This window comes from Planktothrix sp. FACHB-1355, assembly GCF_014748295.1.
Taxonomy (GTDB): domain Bacteria; phylum Cyanobacteriota; class Cyanobacteriia; order Cyanobacteriales; family Aerosakkonemataceae; genus Aerosakkonema; species Aerosakkonema funiforme_A.
Genome location: NZ_JACJUP010000012.1, coordinates 1 through 21315, shown reverse-complemented (window position 1 = coordinate 21315; position 21315 = coordinate 1). Strand labels below are relative to the sequence as shown.

General features: G+C 45.5%; 22 protein-coding genes. 8 read left to right on the top strand and 14 right to left on the bottom strand.

The features are described from left to right. The 11 genes from H6S82_RS01990 to H6S82_RS01940 form a co-directional block, all read right to left on the bottom strand. A partial coding sequence (locus H6S82_RS01990; protein ID WP_191055991.1) for a tetratricopeptide repeat protein occupies positions 1–1269 on the bottom strand: 1269 nt, incomplete at its 3' end. A gap of 258 nt (positions 1270–1527) precedes the next feature. After that, the gene (locus H6S82_RS01985) at positions 1528–4806 is read right to left on the bottom strand and encodes a filamentous hemagglutinin N-terminal domain-containing protein (RefSeq protein ID WP_190467725.1); all 3279 of its coding nucleotides are present in this window, start codon (positions 4804–4806) and stop codon (positions 1528–1530) included. A gap of 141 nt (positions 4807–4947) precedes the next feature. Beyond that, positions 4948–5730 (bottom strand): DUF928 domain-containing protein, encoded by a 783-nt coding sequence (locus tag H6S82_RS01980; RefSeq protein ID WP_190467728.1) that lies wholly within the window; start codon positions 5728–5730, stop codon positions 4948–4950. A 63-nt stretch (positions 5731–5793) separates the two neighbouring features. After that, the gene (locus H6S82_RS01975; RefSeq protein ID WP_190467731.1) at positions 5794–6012 is read right to left on the bottom strand and encodes a hypothetical protein; all 219 of its coding nucleotides are present in this window, start codon (positions 6010–6012) and stop codon (positions 5794–5796) included. 35 nt (positions 6013–6047) lie between these two features. Beyond that, positions 6048–6239, bottom strand: coding sequence for a DUF2949 domain-containing protein (locus H6S82_RS01970; protein WP_190467735.1), 192 nt, complete (start codon positions 6237–6239; stop codon positions 6048–6050). 705 nt (positions 6240–6944) lie between these two features. Then, positions 6945–7514 carry a DUF192 domain-containing protein gene (locus tag H6S82_RS01965; RefSeq protein ID WP_322111946.1) on the bottom strand — a complete coding sequence of 190 codons (570 nt, stop codon included), beginning with the start codon at positions 7512–7514 and terminating at the stop codon, positions 6945–6947. A 90-nt stretch (positions 7515–7604) separates the two neighbouring features. Further along, positions 7605–8300, bottom strand: a complete 696-nt coding sequence (nblR, locus tag H6S82_RS01960) for a response regulator transcription factor NblR (RefSeq protein WP_190467837.1) — start codon at positions 8298–8300, stop codon at positions 7605–7607. A gap of 80 nt (positions 8301–8380) precedes the next feature. Then, positions 8381–9361, bottom strand: coding sequence for a serine protease (locus tag H6S82_RS01955; RefSeq protein WP_190467738.1), 981 nt, complete (start codon positions 9359–9361; stop codon positions 8381–8383). Positions 9362–9431: 70 nt separating this feature from the next. Further along, entirely contained in the window at positions 9432–10349 is a 918-nt protein-coding gene (locus H6S82_RS01950; protein ID WP_190467741.1) for an NAD(+) kinase, read from the bottom strand. A gap of 185 nt (positions 10350–10534) precedes the next feature. Next, positions 10535–11509 carry an SDR family oxidoreductase gene (locus H6S82_RS01945; protein WP_190467744.1) on the bottom strand — a complete coding sequence of 325 codons (975 nt, stop codon included), beginning with the start codon at positions 11507–11509 and terminating at the stop codon, positions 10535–10537. A 188-nt stretch (positions 11510–11697) separates the two neighbouring features. Beyond that, positions 11698–11802 (bottom strand): PetM family cytochrome b6-f complex subunit 7, encoded by a 105-nt coding sequence (locus H6S82_RS01940; RefSeq protein WP_190467747.1) that lies wholly within the window; start codon positions 11800–11802, stop codon positions 11698–11700. 199 nt (positions 11803–12001) lie between these two features. On the opposite strand from H6S82_RS01940, the gene pdxA reads away from it, so the two are divergent. The 3 genes from pdxA to H6S82_RS01925 all read left to right on the top strand — a co-directional run bounded on the left by pdxA (position 12002) and on the right by H6S82_RS01925 (position 15583). Beyond that, positions 12002–13072, top strand: a complete 1071-nt coding sequence (pdxA, locus tag H6S82_RS01935; protein ID WP_190467840.1) for a 4-hydroxythreonine-4-phosphate dehydrogenase PdxA — start codon at positions 12002–12004, stop codon at positions 13070–13072. Positions 13073–13382: 310 nt separating this feature from the next. Beyond that, the gene (locus H6S82_RS01930) at positions 13383–14255 is read left to right on the top strand and encodes a phosphodiester glycosidase family protein (RefSeq protein ID WP_206756843.1); all 873 of its coding nucleotides are present in this window, start codon (positions 13383–13385) and stop codon (positions 14253–14255) included. Between the two features lie 47 nt (positions 14256–14302). Continuing rightward, positions 14303–15583, top strand: a complete 1281-nt coding sequence (locus tag H6S82_RS01925; RefSeq protein WP_190467752.1) for a glycosyltransferase — start codon at positions 14303–14305, stop codon at positions 15581–15583. 108 nt (positions 15584–15691) lie between these two features. Here the strand turns inward: H6S82_RS01925 and H6S82_RS01920 are convergent, their stop codons facing one another. Both H6S82_RS01920 and trxA read right to left on the bottom strand, forming a co-directional pair. Beyond that, entirely contained in the window at positions 15692–16798 is a 1107-nt protein-coding gene (locus tag H6S82_RS01920; protein WP_199315399.1) for an alkene reductase, read from the bottom strand. A gap of 154 nt (positions 16799–16952) precedes the next feature. After that, positions 16953–17312 carry a thioredoxin gene (trxA, locus tag H6S82_RS01915; RefSeq protein WP_190467755.1) on the bottom strand — a complete coding sequence of 120 codons (360 nt, stop codon included), beginning with the start codon at positions 17310–17312 and terminating at the stop codon, positions 16953–16955. A gap of 244 nt (positions 17313–17556) precedes the next feature. On the opposite strand from trxA, the gene H6S82_RS01910 reads away from it, so the two are divergent. From H6S82_RS01910 to H6S82_RS01895, 4 genes are all read left to right on the top strand, one after another. Beyond that, the gene (locus H6S82_RS01910) at positions 17557–17859 is read left to right on the top strand and encodes a metalloregulator ArsR/SmtB family transcription factor (protein ID WP_190467758.1); all 303 of its coding nucleotides are present in this window, start codon (positions 17557–17559) and stop codon (positions 17857–17859) included. A 119-nt stretch (positions 17860–17978) separates the two neighbouring features. Next, on the top strand, positions 17979–18638 hold the full coding sequence (locus H6S82_RS01905) for a M15 family metallopeptidase (protein WP_322111945.1): 660 nt from the start codon (positions 17979–17981) through the stop codon (positions 18636–18638). A 52-nt stretch (positions 18639–18690) separates the two neighbouring features. Then, complete coding sequence (locus tag H6S82_RS01900) at positions 18691–19113, top strand: hypothetical protein (protein WP_190467763.1); 423 nt, start codon at positions 18691–18693, stop codon at positions 19111–19113. 365 nt (positions 19114–19478) lie between these two features. Then, entirely contained in the window at positions 19479–19865 is a 387-nt protein-coding gene (locus H6S82_RS01895) for a hypothetical protein (protein ID WP_190467766.1), read from the top strand. Positions 19866–19968: 103 nt separating this feature from the next. Here H6S82_RS01895 and H6S82_RS01890 read toward each other — a convergent pair whose 3' ends face one another. Continuing rightward, a complete protein-coding gene (locus tag H6S82_RS01890; protein WP_190467769.1) occupies positions 19969–20439 on the bottom strand; it encodes a DUF4262 domain-containing protein in 471 nt (156 codons plus the stop codon). 117 nt (positions 20440–20556) lie between these two features. On the opposite strand from H6S82_RS01890, the gene H6S82_RS01885 reads away from it, so the two are divergent. Then, positions 20557–21315: 2-isopropylmalate synthase (locus H6S82_RS01885; RefSeq protein ID WP_191055990.1), on the top strand; the 759-nt coding region annotated here is incomplete at its 3' end.

Below are 21315 nucleotides of genomic sequence, written 5' to 3'. Positions count from 1 at the left end.
CAATCTTCCTAACTGCCACTGCCATTTATAAGCAATATCCGGCGCATTACTCGCTTGCGCCAAAAGCAAAGCTTGCTCAGTCAAATCTTTGGCGTTATTCAATTGCTTAGTTTGTGCGTACAATCCACCCAGATTGCCAAGAGCAAAAGATTCTACGCGCTTATCGCCGATATTTTTGGCTGACTGAATAGCTGTGGCTAAAATATTGGCAATTTCTTGATTAATTTGTGCTTTGTCAGATGTTAATTCTAAACCACTGCCCGTTAACATCTTCATCAAACTTTCAGACAAATTAATTTGAGCGATAATTTTATTTCGACTTAGAGGTAATTGGGAAATTTCCGATTCAATTTTCGGCCATAACTCCTGAGCTTCTGAGTTTTGCTTTGTCTCCACTAATAAGCTCATTTGATTTATGCGTGCCTGAAGCCGAGTATTTCCAGAATCGGATATAGTTGCCGCTTGTTCGTAATATTCTAAAGCCGCTTTATTTTTCTTCTCAATTTTTTCTGTATCTTCTACATCTTCTGCTAATTCTTCTAATCTTTTCGCCAATGCTCTTTCGGTATTGCCTATGTTGAGTAAAGCGATACTAATATCGGTAGGAGATTGCAAACGTTGGGCGATTGCCAAACTTTGCTGACATAATTCTAGAGATTTAGCTAAATCACCATTGATGCGGAGAGTGTTGGCAAGCGTCAGCAATCCCTTTGCTTTAAGTGGAGAATCTTGTTGATTTTGCAGACGTTTTTCTAAGTCTGCTAATGTTTTAGAAGCGCGACGATAAAAGCCCAAACTTTGCCAAGTCTGAGCAACGTTAATAGTGCTACCTGTAATCCCAATTTCATCACCAGCTTGCGTGTATGCAGATGTCGCTTGTTGCAAGGTAATCAGCGCGTCTTCCGGTTGTCCTAAAGACAATTGTAAGCGACCTTGAGTGTTTAAAGCAATGGCAAGGATGGGGGTTTTTTGGTTGTTGTTATTGGGGACTGTTTGTAGGAGGTTCAGGCTGGATGCGATCGCACTTTTCGCTTTCTCCCATTCTCCTAGTTTCTGATAAGCTAAAGATATAAAGTTTAGTGCTAAAGCTTGACTTATTACATCTTTTTTGGTAACAAAGTTTGCTTCTGCTTGCTGCCATATTCTCAGAGCATCCGCAAACTGTTCTGCCTCGTATAATTGTTTACCTTGTTGCAGTAATTGTCTTGGTTCTGAGGATAGATTGGTTTGACTTATAAGGGTTTGTTTTGATAAAACTGCATCTGGCATAACGCAGTTGACCGAAAGTGCTATTCCTAAGCCTAAAAGTATGGCGAAAAGGGATCTGAATTTAGGTTTATTTGAAAAGTATTTTGGATTTTTTTTTAACCGCAGATGATAACAGATGAACGCAGATGAACGCAGATAAAGAGAAATACAGAGGTTGGTCGCTAAGGAGCTGATTTTTCGGATGGGGTATAAGGATGTGGCAAGTAAAAGTAGAAAAATATTTTTAAGCATATTATTTTTAATGTTTAATGTTTAATTCTACTTGCATTCTGGTGGCGTCAGAGCGGTTCGGTGCGATGTGATTTTAGGTGTTTCTGCTGTGAGAATAACTTCGCCGTTGTCGCCAATTATCCAACCTTGAGCTTCTATAATTTTATTGGGAATTGCAGGTGGGTTTGAAGGTTTGCCATTTCCCGGAATGCGTAAATCTTCCCAAAACAAATCGCCGCTGGAAGGCTCGTCAGGACTGGGGGGCAAACCGCCGCGACCGGTGACAAAAAAGCTACTGCCTCCCTTGTCTGCGGGACAAGCTTGGGCAATCAATCCGGTGGTGTCAACAAACTCAACTGGAGGGATATCGGGAGGGCTAATTTGTACTTCACCTTCTACGCGCAATTCGCCGCTGGGTTTGATGATACTATCGGTAGATTGAAATACTGCCAAACCTAAACCAGGTGGAGGTGCGATCGAAATATTACTTCCTCCTTCCGGATTGACAGCATCAGTCCTGACTTCGCTACCCTCAAGTAAGACTAATGTCTCTGTAGTAATATTGATATTTCCTTCGGCGGTTCCTGCTGCGGAAACGGCAGATATTCTACTTTGAAGGCGGAGTTGAATATCCCGCGATCGCATCTCGATATTTCCCGCTTTACCAGTTGCAGATTCAGCTCGCAATGCAGCTCGATTGTTAATCAGGATCGAGGTAGCTTCTACTAATAGGTTACCTGGATTTCCGGAACCTGTACTGCTGACGATCGCTTCCGCACTATCACTAACTCTCAATCGATCGGCTTGAATATTTAAAGTGCCAGCATCTCCAGTTCCTACAGACAAAGCAGATACTTGTGTAGGATTCGGATCTCCATTCGGATTCCTTCCCAAACCAGTTATTTCTACCTCATCCGTCGCTCGAATAATTAAATTTCCTGCTTTTCCCTGAGTTTCTGAATTCAAAGGTTCTTGAGTCAGAGAAGCAGCCGCCACTCTTGCGCCATTTCTAACGCTCAAGCGTCTCGTGTTAATATTAAGGTTGTTGGCATTTCCTGTCGCTCCATTTTCCACTCTAGCTAACAAACCGCTGGGAAAACTGCCGTCGGGCGATCGACCGCTCAAATCCACTTCTTCTGCATTAACAGTCAAAGTTCCCCCATCCCCACTTCCAAATGTGGAAGCAGATACTTGACCGCCATTTTCAGCAATCAATCTTCCTGTTTGAATAGTTAGAGAACCACCTTTGCCAGATCCCGCAGTTGAGGCAGATACTTGCGCGGGATTGGCATCGCCGTTAGGATTTCTGCCAACTCCAGTTATTTCGATTTTATCGGTGGATTGAATATTTAAGTTACCGGCATTTCCCAATCCTTGAGAAGCTGCTGTTACTCTTGCGCCATTGGTGACGCGCAAACTTTGAGTTTGGATGTTTAACTCGCCGGCATTTCCGGTTGCTTCCGATTCTACTCTAGCCAGCAAACCGCTGGGGAGGCTACCATCGGGAGAGCGATCGCTCAATTCTATTTCATCCGCAGTGACGTTTAAAGTTCCCCCATCGCCGACTGCATAGGTGGAAGCTGCTACCTGACCGCCATTTTGAGCAATCAATCTTCTCGTTTGAACAGTTAAAGAACCGGCTTTACCATTACCTGTAGTTGAGGCAGATATTTGCGCGGGATTGGGAGTACCATTGGGGTTGTTCCCCACTCCAGTTACTTCGACTGTATCGGTGGATTGAATTGTCAAATTTCCGGCATTTCCCAATCCCTGAGAAGCAGTTGCTACTCTTGCGCCATCGGTAACGCGCAAACTTTGAGTTTGAATGTTTAACTCGCCTGCGTTTCCGGTTCCTCCCGATTCCACTCTAGCCAGCAAACCGCTGGGGAGGCTACCATCAGGGGAGCGATCGCTCAATTCTACGCGATCGGCAGTAATCTTCAAAGTTCCCCCATCTCCACTTCCCGATGTAGAAGCTGATATCTGTCCTCCCTGTTGTGCAATCAATCTCCCGGTGACAATCTCCAAGTTACCGGCTTTACCTGCACCAGTTGTCAGAGTCGATATCGCACTCGGCTGGATTACAGTTTGTTCTTGTTGGGGTACTGTTCCCACACCAATTACTTCTATTGCATCGCTAGCGCGAATGGTAATGTTTCCCGCGTTTGCAGGTTTTTCTGTAAGGGAAGAAGCCGCTACACGCGCCCCACCTTCGACGCGCAAGCGTCCGGTCGCAATGGTTATGTTACCACCACCCCCTGTAGCATCCGGTTCGACTCTCGCCTGCAAGGCGCTGGGGGTGCCATCGGCTAATCTGCCAATTACTTCTACAGATTCGGAAGCATTTACTGTTAAGCTACCTCCCAGTTCTCCTCCTTGAGTATTTGCTTTAATTTGAGAACCGTCGGTAAGCCTGATTTGCCTACCTTGCACCTGAATGTTACCACCTCCGGAACCGCTGGCATCGACTGTAGATTTTTGGGATAGTTGAATATCTCCATAATTATTTGTGGCAGTTTGTTGGTTATCGATTAATGACCAATTACCAGTAACGATTGATGCTAAATCGATTTGTCCTCTTTGTGCGGTTAAATTGCCACCGATTAGGCTGATATCGCCGCCGATTAGCGCTAGCGTTCTTTCGGGAGAAACCTGGATTTGAGAATTCTGTACGGTAATTTTTCCGGGATTGCCACCGAATTGCAAGCCGATCGGTATACTGACGGTAAGCAAAGGAGGAGTTTGCGTACCGGAAATGCTAAACTGCGTACCATCGGCAAAGTTGAGCGCGGACGCAGTACTGGCAAAAAACGATCCGCCGATGTTCAATTTGGCATTAAGGCCAAAAATAATACCGTTGGGGTTTAGTAAAAATAAGTTAGCAGTGCCGTTGGCTTGGATTAAGCCATCAATATTAGAGATAGAGTTACTGGTAACGCGGCTAATAATATTTTGAATATCCAGAGTATTGTTAAAAAAAGCCGTACCGCCATTCGGGACGGAAAATTCTTGAAAGCTGTGAAATAAATTGCTTCCAGCTTGGGTTCCTCCCTCGATGAGGCTGGTATTGCCAGAGGGAGTGACGATCGAATTATTGGGGAGAGTGGTATCGGGGACGATTTGTGCTGAGGTTGGTTGGCAATTTACGAGAAAAAATAGAGCCGTCACGAGGCGAAACCAAAATTTAAGATGACCGAAAAAAACAAGTTTCAAGCCTCCCATTTCACGGGAAATAATCAAAAAATTTTGACGAATTTCCAGATCCGTCCGATTATTGCCCAGATCTTCCAAAATCGAAAATCGAAAATCCAAAATCGGGTGACGCATGATGGAGCGGTTTGGCTATCGTGGAGACATTGCGTGCAACGTCTCTACAATAGCGCGAACCAGCTCCCCCGTTCGATCGAATTTGTCCCATCTGCACGCCGAAGCCAGAAACCCGGTTTCTTTGCGTAAGTCCTATTTTTATCACTGACCGAAAACGGGAATTTCCGCAAATTCGCTCAGTTCGGCAGATGCCAATAATTGTTTCCACTCTGCTGTTAACTGTGCGTCGTTGGGGTTGGCGCGGCGCAGTTCGGCTAGAGTTGTCAAAGCGTCGTGCCAAATTTTATATTGACGGTACAATTGGAAGCGATCGCGCGGTGTCGCTTTCTCCAGCTCGTTGGCAATGGGCGATCGCAGTTTTGTTACCCAAATTTTACCGTATACACCAGGCTCCTCGCGAGAGCCGTCAATTTTGGGCGGGCAAACTATGGCCATAGTCCACTGATAAGTTTTGCCACTTTGTAGTTTCGGTGCTGTATCGGGAAGTTGGAAGCTGACAACACCGGGTACTTTGGTAATACTGAAAGTTGTCGAGTAAACTTGTTTATCGTCTTCATCTTGCAAAACAAACTTTGCCGTTTGTGCAGAAGTTTGCGGAATATAGGCGAAGAAAGTGGGACGTTCTGCCACCGTTACTCCCAAGTCAGTGTTTTTCGGTATCAGCGCAGTTAGGGGCGGATTGGGACGTACTTCTCGCCTAGAACAGGTTTCGGGGTTGCGGGTGGCCCCTGATTCTTTTCTGGTGGGCGAACCTATATTGGGTGGAGGGTCATAAGCGGATGTTTCGCCTACTTCCCAACTATTTTGGCTTGACGAAGTGCCTTGAGATTGTGCTGGCGTTGACAGAGGAGTCAGGGTGAGTAACTCCACAGTTAGGGCGAGCGTTAAAGTTGCAAAATGTCGGGAAGACTGTTGCCAAACCATAATATGTAACCTTGTATTGAAATAATAAACACTGGATGCCTAACTTATTCCAGCTATCTATGACTAATACACTTCTAATATCGTTTCCGGTTTTTTTACAGTCAAACAGGTAATATCGTTTGCAATTACTTTATAGTTGCTTTCTATTAAATTCAAAAAAAAGTCACAAATTAAAAGAGCGGGCTCTATATCAGACCCGCTCTCAAAGGTGAGATGGAAAATACAACTCAAGGGGACAAGCCCATGCGATCGTTCCGCACTGGGAGATAATTCTTCTGACATGAAAGCCAGCTCCTTCCTTGGTGATAGGTTAAAACTTAGGTTGTTTCCAACCAGTCATAAATTCGATCTAGTTCTTCCAAGGTTACCAGACCGTACTGCCAAAGAATCATTGGTAAAGGCCCCGGATCGTGTTCCCGGTGCTTCAACGCAATTGAAATAGAAGCAGACGAAATCGCTAATTCTTCTTCTAAGAAGCGAATGAATTGTGAATAAGTTGCAGGTGCCATTCCTACTTTCACCTCCTCTTTAAGACACCATTTTGCGATAGAGAACTTGCTACTTTAATCAGTCGATAGACAGTGTTTCTGCTGTCACTGTACTTTTTTGCCATACCTCTTTTGTCAGATAGGTGCAAAGGCAAAAAGAACGCTTCTAGGTATAATTTCTCAGACAAACTTCGCAGTCAATCCGCGAAGGGAAATCCTAAGTCGAATTTGCGAGAAAATTAAACCCAAAGCTTAGTAGTGCAAGGTTTTTCCCTACCTAAGCAGCGCTTTTTGATGCGCCAATACCCTACTTTAAGCCGATCGGCTTATATCAAGGTTTTATATTTTCTTGTTGATTGTCTCCTACTCCAAGGCCCTAACGACCCTCACCTATAACAAGGGAAGAATTTATAGTTGCACTTATGCCTCACACCTAGACATAGCGGCATTTTTAGAAATATAGCTAAGTTTAAAAAACGCTGCTAGAACTTCAATGCCATGTCTGCACCCAGATAGAAGATAGTTTTTTTATTCAACAAGTAATTCACCTTGACTTTGATGCTACTGGTTCCTGAAGCTAGCACTTCCTATCGGAGTTGCCCGTTTCAGGGACAAGAGCATTGCAAACTTGCTTTTGCCTGGATAGCTTAGCAATTTCTGACAGTAGTTTATCAAGATAGATAAAAATATTAACATTTTTCAGTAACTTTGATAACTTTTTCAAAGTTATGGTTGCGATAAACTGGGATTTACTGAGTTTGGTGGCAAAAACCGAACTTCCACCCGCTGGCCGACTTTGAGCTTGAGTTCCGCAGCACGTCCGCCACGCAGCTCGATCACTCGGTCTATGAGCGTGTTTGGGCCATAAGTCGGACAGGGAGTGCTGGTACAGGGAGGTACATTGAGAGCGATCGCTTTGATAACTCCTTCCCGCAAAAAAACCATATCCAGTGGAATTTTGACATTCTTCATCCAAAAGCTGACGGTTTGCGCGGGCTGAAACTCAAACAGCATTCCCCGGTTATCTGGCAAAGCGGTGCGGTACATCAAACCCATCGCTTGTTGTTCCGGGGTGCGAGTTACTTCCAGCTCGATTACCTCTTCTCCCATCTTAGCTGTAGCTGAAACTGGCAGCATTTGGCTCAAATCTGTCTGCGATTCCTTGCTATCTGTAGGTTGCGACGTTACTTGTTCTGTGACAACCGACTGCTGTGCGGCAGAAGTTGCTGGCCCCAACGGCGAACAACCCATGACCAAAATCAACAGCAGCACTCCCAACCAATTTCTTCGTAAAATCACTTAGCGATCGCTCCTTACTAACTCTTCCCTTCCCTCTTCCCTTTCCTCTTCCCCTAGCCCCTAACCCCTAGCCCCTAACCCCTCCTTTCAAGTTTCTCGCAAAACGTAGCCAACACCTCGCACAGTCTGAATCAAGCGTTTTTCGCCTTCATCTTCTATTTTGAGACGCAAATAACGAATATAAACTTCAATGACATTAGATTCACCCATAAAGTCGTCGCCCCAGACATTTTCGAGAATTTGTTCGCGGGTCAAGACTTCGCGGGGATGTTCCATGAGATACTTGAGCAGCTCGTATTCCTTCATCGTCAGATCGATCGTCCGTCCGTTGCGTAGGGCTCTGCGAGTACCCAGATCCAAAGCCAGGTCGCCAAAGCGTAACTGTTCGGAGCCGTCTTTTTCTGGCTGGAGATAGAAACGCACTAACTTCAAAAACGTTTCCGTTCGGTAAGGCTTGAGAAAATAATCATCCGCTCCTGCTTCCAGACAAGCCACCCGGTCATCGACCGCATCGCGAGCCATCAGCAGCAACACGGGCGATCGATTTCCCGCACGCCTGAGATTTTGACATAAACTCAGCCCGGATTCTCCTGCTAACATTCGGTCTACGACGATCAAATCGGGTTCCAGTTCCTTGGCTCGTAGCAGACCGATTGTGGCATCGTAAGCTATGACAGCTTCGTAACCTGATTCTCTGAGATCGATGCTGACGTTTTGTGCTAGAGTTTCGTCGGTTTCGATCACCAAGACGCGAGGATTTTGGTTGAGGGTAACGTTACTCATATAGGCAGAAGATAGGCGATCGCTGTGGGGCTTGCTCTTATGAGTAATAATACCCGATCGAATATTCGCTTTCATATGTTTTAGGACAATCTAACTGGACAAGACGCATTTAAAACTGTGCGTAAATTCTCGTCTGGTATACCCGCCTGCTGAAGTTGAGGTAACCAAACTGATGTTGGTGTAATCCAAACTTCTTTAGTACCATCAGGAAGGTCTTGTCCTGTCCATACTAGCCCAACGAGCCTGCCTTGACGGTTGAATACTGGCCCTCCCGACGAACCTGGCCCGACGGCATCCGCTTCTCCGTGAGGGAGAATAGCGACGATCGACATAGCAGCGTAGCGATTTTCGACGGGAACGCGAGGATCGGGGTCGATCCGCAACGCGGGTTTGTTATCTTGTACGGTGGCGGTGACTGTTATTGCCGGATAGCGACCGTAAGCATGGCTTTTAATGGTGAGTTGTTCGCCTCGCTCGATCGGTTTACTTTCCAGACAGGGGGGTGAGAGGTCGATGCGATCGAATTGGTGAGTATCTAGTTTCACAACTGCTACTTCCAGGTCGCGGTCTAGAAACAGCAGTTGCTTCATCGGTACGGTGGGACTCAAGGATGAGGGTTGCGGTTGTGATGGCCGAAATGCCTGCCATTGCGTTAGGTTGTAGGGAATACAGCCTTCGGTATTTGTAGCGCTGATTCTGTATGGCTTGCGATCGCGGTTGAGTCGATCGGCATTTGGTGCAACCAAACAAATCCAATCATTAATTCGCGCATTGTCAGTGCGGTTAATCTGATAGCTGAGCAGTTGGTCTTCGGTTTTTACATCGATTCCTTGCAAAATTAGGAGTGCGGCATTAGTGGCTATGTGCCAATTGGTGAGCGCAATTCCCTCTCCGAGATAGACAGCGGAACCGATCGGCTCAAATCTCTTCTGTCCCTGTGGGTTTAAAAGTACAATTCCGACCGCATCTATTTGCTGAGAGGGTAGTTGTGCTTGACAAAGCAATACAAAAAAAAGACTGCAAACTACACTGTATAACAAAACCCACAATCTTTTTTTCATGATGATACTTCCTTATGGTTTTAGATTTTAGGTTCCAGATCCAATCTAAAATCTAAAATCTAAAATTTGGCTAAGGGAGCTCGACAGAAGTAGGTTTGGCAATGTGGGGTAGACCCCAGCCTAATTTTTCTCGCAGAATGCGGAAAAATTCCGGCGGTTGTAAGCGGATGAAGCGGGCCCGGTAGCGCGATCGCTCTACCCGGACGCGATCGCTTGGTAGGATGTAGCACCCGGCATTTCCATCAACTACCATTACCAAGCGTTCCAGATTAACTGGATAAATTGTCACCGGATCGCTGTTAGCGAATACCAATGCGCGGGAAGCCATAGAATGAGGGCAGATCGGCACTAATTGCAAGACCTGTACACCGGGCGTAATCACCGGGCCACCGGCACTGAGAGCGTAGGCTGTCGAACCTGTAGGAGTGGAGAGAATCACCCCATCTGCGGCAATGTCGATCGCTGCGTGCCTGCCTACCTGTATTTCAAAATGGCACATACTGGTGAGCGGTTCTCGGTGAATGACCATTTCGTTGAGGCAAAGCGCCTCCCACAAAACGGTTTCTTCCCGTAACACGCGCACCGTCAGCATGGTTCGCTCTTCAATTTCGTATTCACCGACGAGAATCTTTTCGATCGCTTGCGGCAATTGGTTGACGTAAGTCTCTGTGAGAAACCCCATGTGACCGGTATTGACAGTCAGCAGGGGTATGCCGAGGGGTGCGATCTGACGAAATGCCGCCAGAACTGTGCCGTCTCCGCCTAACACCACTGCAAAGGTGATTTCCTCGTCGAAATCTGGAGGTGTTAGCATTTCGATCGGCGTGTGGCAAATTGGGCCTTCGGGACGCGAGTAGCCCAGAATACCGCCTGCACCAGTCGCCATTAAGACATCCCAACCAGCAGCAGTCAAATCGTTTTTTAACTCTGTAGCAAGGCGACAAGCTACAGGTTTAACGTCGTTGTATATAATCCCAACTTTGGGCACGCAAAGAAGTCCAGCTTCGGATTGAAAGTTGATGTATTGAAAAAGGAGTTGAAAACGAACGTCACTCTAGTTAAGAGGGCTGCTGATGGCTAATGGTTAGGGATGCGTTGCTGTTACGCCACGAACCCGTAACAATAAACCTATCAGCAACTTGGGAAAATTATCTTTGTCTTCATACCGTTCGTTTAAAATCTTAATGCTCTTTTTTTTGATTTCTTTTTAGTTTTAGCTTGTTCATAATCCAATTCTTTCAGCTTCTTCAAAATTCGACTGAAGTAATCTTGGAGGTACGCTTCCAGGGTTGTGGTTTCTTGGGGGTCGAGACCGAATACAGTATATACTTCTTCCATTGAAGCGGTAAGGGGTTTATCCGAGGCCAAAACTTCTGCGAAGGATAGGCGATCGGCTAAATTCCAGCCCCACTGAAAAAACCTGGCGATTTGGCGAGTAGTACGCAATAACCCCAGGGGTAGGCGGGTTACTTTTGCTTCTTTCCCAGACAAGCGTTCGCACAAGTTAATTATTTCATCAGCACCCCACGCTCGTGTGCCTACTACCGGAAAAGTACCTTTTTCCGTTTCGGGAACGGAGAGGGCGCGAACGGCGAACTTAGCCACGTCCTGGGTGTCCATGTAAGCGACAGCAGTAGTTTGGGTTGTTACCCAAATTGCTTGTTTTTCCAAGATGGGAACGGCGTACTGTCCGATTAACCCTTGCATAAAGCCGCAGGGTCGCAGAATAGTATACTTTAAACCGGATTCTGCCAGAAACAGTTCCGTACATCGCTTGATATCCATCAGGGGTACGTCAGGATATTTTTCTGCATCCAGAATCGAAAAGAATATATAACGCTCTATTCCGGCGGCTTTGGCGGCTTGGATCAGGGCTACCTTCCCTTGCCAGTCTACCTGTTTGATGCTCAGGGAATCTGTGGGTCGGGCAGTGGCAGCATCGATAATTGCTGTGACGCCTTCCAATGCAGGCGGTAGGCTTTGAGGATCGCACAAGTCCCCAGACACGAGTTGAGCGCCCCATTCTTTTAAAAAGGCCGCTTTCTTGAAACTGCGGACTAAGCAGCGTACTTCATGTCCCTCATCTAGGGCGCGACGGGCTACCTGTCTTCCTAAGGTGCCTGTGGAACCGACGATTAATAAGCTCATCCAGAAATTTAGTAATGAATCTTAATGTTTCTCTAAGATATTATCAGAATTCAGGGGTTAGAGGTTAGGGGTTAGGGAATAGGGGAGAGGGGATAGGGAATAGGGAATAGATTTATTCTCCCGTTCTCCCGCTCTCCCGCTCTCCCGTTTCTCTTCCCCTAGCCCCTAGCCCCTATTCCCTATTCCCTCTATTTCTCAACTCCTTGGATTTTTAAGAGGACAAAGCCCATCGCTAAACCCACAAGGACGAGGGAGGCGGATAAAATAGCTGCATTGAAAATTTCGCCGCTCATTGGTAAAATGCTCCTTTGCTATGTCGATCGAGTTCGCTGGGATGACGATCGGTCACCTCATACCAGTGTCGTAAAAAATTAGACTGGGGATAAATTATCATTAAGCGCGTCAGACTCGCAAAGGTAGTTTGACGTTTTATGTTAGATACCCAGGTGCAAGGCAGGCAAAATGAAAGCTGGAAAAAATTTGTCTGAGCAAATGTCTGTTAAGCTCAAAGACGATCGTCGGCGTCCCCGCTTGGCTGTCACTCTGGGAGATCCGGCTGGCATTGGGCCGGAGGTGATTCTGAAGGCGCTGGCAGATCCAGAAGTTGTCCAAGATTGCGATATTACGGTGGTGGGCAGTCGATCGCTACTAGAAAAAATTTATCTTAATTTGTCTGATTCGGCTGAATGTAGGCAGATTTTGGCAAATACAGCCGATTTATCGATCCTAAATGTGGATTTGGATGCGGATTTGGGTAAGATTGCCGCTGGAAGTGGTAATGCTGCTAGCGGTGCGGCGAGTTTTGCTTATATGGAAACTGCGATCGCACACACTCTTTCCGGTGAGTTTGACGCTATTGTCACTGGGCCGATCGCTAAATCGGCATGGAAAGCTGCTGGTTACGATTATCCCGGTCAGACAGAACTATTGGCAGAACGGGCTGGCGTGCGGCGGTTCGGGATGTTGTTTGTCGCGCAATCGCCTCACACCGATTGGACTCTTCGCACTCTACTCGTTACCACACATATTCCTCTGCGTCAAGTAGCCGATACTCTGACACCGCAGTTGATGAGTGCGAAACTGGATTTGCTGGTGGAGTGCTTGCGACAAGATTTTGCGATCGCAAAACCGAGAATTGTCATTGCTGGATTAAACCCCCACAGTGGCGAACAGGGACAATTGGGACGGGAAGAACTGGATTGGTTAATTCCCTGGTTGGAGGAAGAACGCAAGAGCAGACCTGAGACAATTCTAGATGGCCCTGTGCCGCCGGATACCATGTGGGTGAAACCGGGTCAAGCTTGGTTTGGCAAAGGGGAAAAAGTACCTGCGGCTGATGGTTATTTAGCTTTGTACCACGATCAAGGATTGATTCCGGTCAAGTTAATGGCATTCGATCGGGCTGTAAATACTACCATCGGTTTGCCATTTATCCGTACTTCCCCGGATCACGGCACGGCGTTTGATATTGCGGGTAAGGGTATTGCCGATGCTACCAGTATGAAAGCAGCATTGCGGTTAGCAGTTGAATTGGCAAATCAGAGGGTAAATGGAAAAGTTTGATCGACAAAAAAGATTAGCTTTGTTTTATACGGATATTACGGATTTCTTATGCTAAACAGTAGGGTGGGTTAGACACGGGCGATCGATTCTCCGAAAAAGCAATAATATAGTGTCCGGTTGCATCGGTAGTACATGAGTGAAGCGAAATATTGTCTGTGGGAATTAGGGGTGAAAATTTTACCGCAGATTAGGCAGATAAACGCAGATAAACGCAGATAAGAACGCGATTTTTTTATGCAACCGATGCTACCGGACATCATATAATTAATTTACGGTGCCGTCACGCATCGCTCGCGCTTATCTGTAACAAATGCAAATGCAAACATTTTTTACTATAAACCTAAAACAGCAAATTTTTATTTCTCTTTTCTTTGCGTACCTTTGCTCCAATAACATACTAAGCGCGTCAGAGCAAATTTCTACCCCTTCTGTAATTCCGCCTGGATTTGATGCAGTTAAAACTACTAAAGGAGTTACGCTTTACCAAAAAAATACAGAATATGTACAAATAGTTGATTTGAGCAAAGGTGCATCTGTTAAATTGCTGAATGGAGATATTACCAATGCTGGTAAAAAGCAAGGTGCTTACGGAGGAGACGACCCGCAAATGCAACGCCAAACTCTCAACCAAGCATGGTTAAATTTAAATTCATCCAATCCAAATGCTTTTTGTATAACTAACGGTCAATTCTTCAGCACTAACAGCCAACCTGCCACAAATTTAGCCTTTCCAGTGAAAGTTAATGGCAAAGTTATCAGCGATGGATATGCGGGAGAAAGTGAATATCCCACAGAAAAGTTAATGTTGGAAATAAATAGCGATCGCGCCGACATAACAACCTTCAACGGCAGAAGCTCTCTTTACTCATCTGCCGCACCAAATTTGATTGTAGGATTGCATGAAAATGCCGATAAATCTATCAACAAAGAAGTTGGTAGGACATTTGTAGGCGTTAAAGATCGCGACTCTAACGGCACTTACGAAACAGTTTTAATTTTTAACTCTACAGCGGCGACTCAAGCACACGCAACTGAGACGCTCAGAAGTTTTGGGGCTGATAAAGTAATCATGTTAGATGGGGGCGGTTCTACACAATTAATTTGTGAGGGAGAAAGTTATATTACATCTCCAAGAACAATTCCCCAAATGCTTGGCGTGGTAAGCGCACCCAAGCCGCACTAATTGCCTTAAAACATCACACCAATCATACCGAAAGGGAGCGGTCATATATGCACATTTTGATTATTGCACTGGGAAGTCGAGGAGATGTTCAACCTTATGTTGCTTTGGGAAAAGGCTTAAAAGAAGCCGGTCATGTCGTGCGATTAATAACATATAAAAACTTTGAAATGCTAGTCAGTTCCTGCGGACTAGAATTTTGGCCTGTCAAGGGTAATGTGCAAGAAATTATCGAAAGCAAAGAAATGCGCGAGCTTTTGGAGAAAGGGAATTTTCTTGCCATTACCTCACGGACAGCAAAAGAAGCTCAACGCACAACTATTAATTTAGCTGAGGAAGGTTTAGCTGCCTGTCAGGGAATAGATCTGCTGATTGCTGGTATTGGAGGACTCTATCTTGCTATCTCCCTGGCAGAGAAACTGGCGCTGCCATTGATTCAAGCTTACGTCGTTCCTTTTACAGCCACAAAAGCTTTTCCCGGTGTTTTATTTCCTCAGTCCCTATCCAAACTGGGAGGTGCTGTGAATCGATTATCTCATCATTTAATTCGACAAATACTATGGCAGGGATTTCGCACAGCCGATAACTTAGCGCGACAGCAGGTGCTGGACTTACCGACAGCCCCGTTTTGGGGGCCATACAATTCTCCTAGTTTGCATAATTCTCCCATTCTCTACGGTTTGAGTTCATCAGTGATACCCAAACCGTCTGATTGGGATGGCAATACTCATGTTACCGGTTATTGGTTTTTAGATTCAGCATCTGATTGGACTCCATCTTCAGCTTTGATGGAGTTTCTGCAAAACGGTTCGCCTCCTGTTTATATTGGGTTTGGCAGTATGAGCAATCGAAAGCCGGAAGAAACTGCCGATCTCGTTTTACAAGCTCTGGCAAGAACTCAACAACGTGCCATATTACTCTCAGGCTGGGATGGTTTGCGTGCAGAAAATTTACCGGATACGGTTTTTATTGTGGATTCTGTACCTCATTCCTGGTTGTTTCCCCGTGTTGCAGCGATCGTACATCATGGCGGTGCTGGTACAACAGCCGCCAGTCTCAGGGCAGGTGTTCCTTCGATTGTGATTCCATTCTTTGGCGATCAGACCTTTTGGGGGCAGCGCGTAGCGGAATTAGGTGTTGGGCCAGCACCGATTCCACGTAAGCTACTAACAGTTGAACGACTTGCACAAGCGATTCAACAGGCGGTGAGCGATCGCACAATGCGTCAACGTGCAGCTAATCTGGGGGCGAAAATCCAAGCTGAAGATGGAATTGCAAATGCAGTTGCTGTCGTGAAGGAAATCGAAAAACGTGGGCTTGTCAATCGATGACCAAACTACACTAAAAGTATTGGGCGGCAAATGGAAAATCTCAATCGATTAGGAGTAATGGGTAACGATCTGTAATTTTCAGCATTTACCCATTACAAATCAGCAATTCTATGCAGTCTGTAGTGCAAGAGTTGGGTAATCGATATATCCCGAAGCGTTTCCACCGTAAAAAGTCGATCGATCGGGCTTGTTTAAAGGTGCATTGAGCGCAAAACGCTCTGGTAAATCTGGATTGGCGATAAATAATCGACCGTAAGCAACTAAATCTGCATCGCCAGCAGCCAAAACAGCATTTCCTTCTTCCCGATCGTAACCGCCTGCTGTCATCAGGGTACCGTTAAAAATGGCACGGAAATATCTGGTGTTTAAATTTGAGACGCGATCTTCAACAGTGATATTTCCATTAATCCTGGGTTCGACAATGTGAAGATAACCGAGGTTAAAGCGGTTGAGGGCAGAAACTACATAGGTGAATAATGCCTCGCGGTTGGAATCGTGCATACTACCGAATGTACCGCTGGGGGAGAGACGCACGCCGACGCGATCGCCACCCCAAACGCTCACAACCGCTTCTGTTACTTCTAATAGCAAACGAGCGCGATTTTCAATCGAACCGCCATATTTGTCTGTGCGTTTGTTTGTACCATCTTGTAAAAATTGATCGAGCAGATAACCATTGGCGCTGTGGATTTCTACGCCGTCAAAACCAGCGGCGAGTGCGTTTTCTGCTGCTTGACGATATTGTTCGACAATTCCGGGAATTTCTGCTGTTTCTAATGCACGTGGCGTTACGAAAGGTTTTGGCCCATCGTGGGTAATTGCTTCGCCTTCGGGTGCGATCGCGCTTGGTGCAACTGGCAGTTCTCCCCCCGGTTGTAGGGATGGGTGAGAAATTCGTCCGACGTGCCAAAGTTGCAAAAAAATGCGTCCCCCATGAGCGTGGACTGCATCTGTTACCAGTCGCCACCCGGCAACTTGTTCTGCTGAATAAATACCTGGAGTGTTGGGATATCCAGCGCCTTCAGGAGAAATTTGAGTTGCTTCGGCAATAATTAAGCCAGCCGAAACTCTTTGTACGTAATAAGTAGCATTTAAAGAAGTTGGAACGTTTCCCGCACCAGCACGCATCCGCGTTAAGGGAGCCATGACAATTCGGTTTGGCAGTTCGTAACGACCGAGTTTAAATGGTGTAAAAAGATTGACGTTCGCGATCATCGATTGCATCTCCATTTGGTAATTTGTTCTGGATGTACGCACGACAGGGAGAGAAAGCCGGTTTCTGCATAATTTTTTAAGTGTTAAACCCAAAATTTTGCTAAGAAACCGGGTTGATTTACTTCATAGGCTATGAACTATGAACTATCATCAATTAGCCATTAGCTATTAAGCTTTTTTCCTGAAGTAGGGCGTTGATTTTGTCGGCAAGCGCTTGCTTTGGAGTTACACCAGTCAGGCGATCGACAACTTGACCATCTTTGAAAAAGAGCAAAGTTGGAATAGCTTGGATGTTGTACTCTTTGGCGGTGCGATCGCACCGATCGACATTCAACTTGCCCACCTTGGCTTGACCTTCAAAATCAGCTGCCAATTCTGCGATCGATGGCCCGATGACTCGACATGGCCCGCACCAAGGAGCCCAGAAATCTACAACAACTGGAACCGCGCTGGCAAGGACTTCGCTCTGAAAATTGTCATCTGTCAGGGTGACGTATTTGGAGTTGTCAGACATGGGTAAAAGCCTCCTTTCCTTGTTTTTTGCAGCGACTCTCCGGTCGTGGAGACGTCCGGATCGATCCAGCCACAGTTCAGTAGTTAAACAACCATTTAACTTTTATGTTAAATGGGTTTTTCCAGAAAGTCAAGTGGTTATTTAAGTATTTAACAAAGTCCCAAACAGACGTAAGATAGAGGTAGGACGATCGAAACCGAACACAAATAACAAGGACAGATCTGAGGCGATCGCAACCTCTCTCATGGCCAAAAATGACATCGAACAACGCGCTAAAATCTTTGCAGCTCTCTCAGATCCGACAAGATTGCGGATCGTGGAGATGCTTGCTGAGCGTGAGGAGATCGCCAGTTCCGAGATAGCCAATCAAGTGGGGATTAGTCTGGCGCTGTTTTGTCACCACTCCAGGACGTTGACCGAGGCGGGGTTACTCCAAACGCGAAAAGATGGCCAAACCAAGTACAATTCGCTCAATCGCGAGCTACTGGTTGATTGCTTGGGTAGTTTGAAAGGACTTGCGGATAATATGCAAGAGGTGGATTTATAAAACAAACCGGGAGCGAATTTCTTTATATGAAGAGATGGGTAAAATTTATAACCATTACTGTATTAGTGGCTTTATTTTTTGCGTGTCAGAAGTTCGAGCCGACAACGAATACTGCAAGTGTGAGTCCAACCCCCACAGTAAAAAATACACCCAGCGTTAATCTTGACGCTCCCCCAAAACCGAGTCCAACGCCACAAGCAAAAGTTCCGAATTCTCAAAAAACAAATAACGCCGAATTGGTTGATATGGAGACTATTAATAGCAACATAGTGCAAGACATCCGTTATGCTACAGAAAATAATTTCACCAAAACAAAACTCTACAAGGTGGCGCGATGCTTGCTGAGGAGGGAAGTAGCGCTAAAACTATCAAAAGTTCAAGAAGATTTGGAGAAACAGGGCTTGGGTTTGAAAGTTTATGATTGTTACAGACCGCTATCAGTACAAAAGCTTATGTGGAAAATCCCGTCAGCGCGTCCTTATGTGGCGAATCCGAGAAGGGGGTCAAAGCACAATCGCGGTGCAGCAGTAGACTTAACGCTGGTCGATCGCAATGGTCAAGAATTAGAAATGCCGACCGAATTCGATAATTTTACACCGCGAGCGCATAGGAAATACAGAGGTGCCAGCGCCCAAGCGATCGAAAATCGTGTTTTGCTGGAACAAGCGATGCAAAAACGAGGGTTTATACCTCTGTCAAAAGAATGGTGGCATTTCGATGCAGTTGGTTGGCAAAAGTACGAAATTCTCGATATACCTTTAGAATCGATTCCAAAGTAATTCGGCTTTTTGTTTGTACTTTCATAATTTGATATTTAGGGAGTAGAAGATCGTGAAAAGGTTTTCTATTTTAATAGCAGCAGTTTCTCTCTTAATTGCACAGTCAGCCAAAGCTAAACCGACTGTTGAAGCAAACAGACAATTTGCATGGGTAGAAGTGCCAGGAACTGCGATTCAGTTATCTACAGCAAATCCATATCTGACACAATTTCCGTGGTACATGAATATCAATCGGTTAGTTCGTGAGGGTGAGACTATAGTTTTTGAAGTAGCTAGTCCGGAAGCTCAATATTACCGACTTCAAGGCAATTGTACAAATCAGCAATTGCTTGTCCAGTTCCAGGGTGAATTTGAGTCGGAAAATAAGATTGTTTACCAAGCTGTCAGCGATTCTTGGCATCCGGCGACTGGTCTGCAAGAAAGGTTGTTAAACTTTGCTTGTAGCAGGAATGGGGGCGCGACACTCTCCCGTTAAGCTGGCGCGATCGATCGTATCCTATGAGACGAATTGTCGGCCCAAAATCTTGAATTTGGCGTGGGATACATCTCAGAGCTTTCCTCCTTTATCCTCCTTTGTACGGTTACAGCCCTTTTCGCCACACAGAAACCCGGTTTCTTAAAGAAACCGGGTTTCTTGGGTTTCTGGGTTACTCCTTAACCCTCTGAAATCTCTGGACGACTTACAGAAAAAGGCAGTTATGTGAAGTTTTGTAAAATTACTTGACGAGTTTATCAGAGGCTTAGTTAAATAGTTTCAGAGGGTAAGAGAGGGTTACGGAACAGCGAAAGTAAATTTCAACTACCTTCACCAACAGCAAATTTATACAGAGAGAAACTGACATGACCACCACCAACTCCATCACCAGCTCGATTAATACTGTCGCAAACTTTGGAAAAATGCTGAAAAAATCCTATATAGTGGGTATTTTGACCGCTACCACCCTGGGGATGCTTCCCCTTGCTGCATTCGCGACCCCTACTTCCGAGCCTTGCTGCCAAAACCGCAGTGGTGGCGATAACGCGGTTGTTCAAACCAACACCCAAGAAGCTAATGTTACCGGTAAGGGCAACTCGGTCAATCAAAATTCCAGTCAGTCAGCAAACATCTCGGCTAGCTCAACAAGCCCAACAAGCACAGTAAGAAGCACCCCGAAAAAGCCGGTTCGCGCTCGTCGCACTGTTGCTCGCCCAGCTCCTTGCAAAACGATTAGCGATGTCAAAATTTAGTGACGACTTGACTTAATTTTGTCAGTCTTATATATAGAGAGGAAGAAAGTACGCTGCGATCGCCCTTCCTAAGCCAAAGCGATTTCTTCCTCTTTCTGTTTACTTAGCCGCACAACAATGGTTGATAGCTAATTAATTTGTCATTAAAATCGGCATCCCAAGGAAATTTGCCTGCTTTGTCAGGCCAGAAACATTGTAAAGCAGAAAAGGTATCTTCTTCACCGTAAAACCAGATAGCAAAACGCAAGTACTCAACACACCAAGCTGATGCCACGCTTTCAAAAATAATCGAGTAGTTTTGGATAAAATCTGAGTAAGGTTGACCCGTCACTATAAGTTTGCCACCTTTCACATAACTGCCGATATCGTTAATAATGTGACCCATCGTTTGATATGGCAATCCAAACATAATAATTTCCGGATGTTGGAACGATTGCCATAAGCCGATCGAATAAGCAAAACCCGGTTTCATGTTATCCGGATCTGCCCCTACCGCCATAACGTGCCAACCAACTCGTTGCACATCTTCAACAATTTTCTTTTTTACTGGATCGTTTATTTTACGCTCTTTCATTTTTAACCACCCTTGTTTAAAGATGCACTCTTAAGTATAACTGGGGGCTAGGGGTTAGGGGTTAGGGGAAGAAGAAGCTTTGGTGTATAATAATATTTTTACTTTCGCCTACGCTATATGTTAGCGACAAATAACAAGATCGTAATCTTCGATACCACCATGCGTGACGGAGAGCTTACGCCTGGTGTAAAAATGAACCTTCAGGAAAAAATTGGCATCGCTCAACTGTTAGAGCAAATGGGCGTAGATGCGATCGAAGTCGGTTATCCTGGCAGGTATGAAAAAGATTTTGAGGAAATATTCGAGATATCGAAAGTAATTAAAACATCGACGATTTGCGGATTGGCAAGCTCAGATAGAGAGGAAATCATAACGGTTGCCCAAGCGCTTGCACCAGCAGCAAAAGCCAGAATTCACACTTACACTAATGTTAACCTGAGCAATCAATCTAGACAAAGTGAAGCGGAAGTCTTGGCAGTCATCAAAGATAGTATTTCCTTGGCGCGTAATTACTGCGATGATGTAGAATGGAGCGCTTTTGATGCCACTAGAAGCGAACTGGATTTTTTGTGTAAATCAATTGAAGTGGCGATAAACAGTGGAGCCACAACTATTAGCATCCCCGACAGTTTGGGTTTGATGTTACCCGAACAATTTGCCCAGTTTCTGGAAAATATATTTAACAAAGTTATTCATATTAACGATGCGATCGTCTCAGTTCACTGTCATGACGATCTGGGTATGGCGGTAGAAAATTCCCTTACCGCTTTAACCTGTGGAGTCAGACAAATTGAATGTGCGATTAACGGTTTGGGAGCGAGAAAAGGTAATGCGGATTTAGAAAAAATTGTGCAGGGTGTTTTAAATGATGGAGAA